Genomic DNA, 865 nt, shown 5'->3' on the forward strand with positions numbered 1-865 from the left:
TCTCCCCGGACGCGGTGCGCCCCATGCCCGCCTGGTCTGATCGTATCGACTGGAACCGGCGTGACAACGTAAGCTGAACCCGTGACTTCGATGCGGCCTCGCGCTGGCGCACCACGGTTGTCCCTTCGGGGGCGGCGCACGGAGCGTGCGACGATCGAGCGGGTGCTGTCCCGGGCGCAGAGCGGGCAGGGCGGTGTGCTCGTGGTCCGCGGGGAAGCAGGCATCGGAAAAACCGCGCTGCTTGAGCATGCCCGTGCCACCGCGACGGCATCGGGGTTCCGCACCGAGGACGCGGCCGGAGTGGAGTCCGAGACCCAGTTCGCGTTCGCGGGCCTGCACCAGTTGTGCTCGCCGCTGCTGGACCGGGCCGGGGCGCTGCCCGACCCGCAGCAGGCCGCCCTGGGCGTGGCGTTCGGCTTGCGCGAGGGTATTGCACCGGACCGGTTCCTGGTCGGGTTGGCGACCCTCAACCTGTTGGCCGAAGTCGCCGAGGACGGCCCGCTGCTGTGCCTTGTCGAGGATGCGCAATGGCTGGACCAGGCGTCCGCGCAGGTGCTTGGGTTCGTTGCGCGGCGCCTGGTGGCCGAGCGGATCGCGTTGGTGTTCGCGCTGCGCGACCCGACCGATCGCGATGTCAGCGCCTTCGTCGACTTGCCCGAACTGCGGCTGGACGGGCTCGGACAGAAGGATGCGCGGGCGCTGCTGGCCGCTGCGGTCGGCGCCCCCCTCGACGACGTGGTGCGCGACCGGATCGTCGCCGAGGCCCGTGGCAATCCCCTGGCGCTGCTCGAGCTGCCGAAGGGCGCACTGCCGTCGCTGCTGGCCGGCGGGTTCGAGTTGCCCAGCGCGCTGAGCGTACCGCGCC

Annotated in this window: 1 protein-coding gene; it reads left to right on the forward strand. The window is 71.8% G+C overall.

The genetic code is table 11. The annotated features are described in order from the left end of the window. Window positions 1-90 precede the first annotated feature (90 nt). Window positions 91-865 (forward strand): BREX system ATP-binding domain-containing protein (locus FZO89_RS18400; protein ID WP_149104922.1); only part of this gene is annotated, 775 nt, incomplete at its 3' end.

The sequence above is a fragment of the Luteimonas viscosa genome, from assembly GCF_008244685.1.
In the GTDB taxonomy this organism is placed as follows: domain Bacteria; phylum Pseudomonadota; class Gammaproteobacteria; order Xanthomonadales; family Xanthomonadaceae; genus Luteimonas; species Luteimonas viscosa.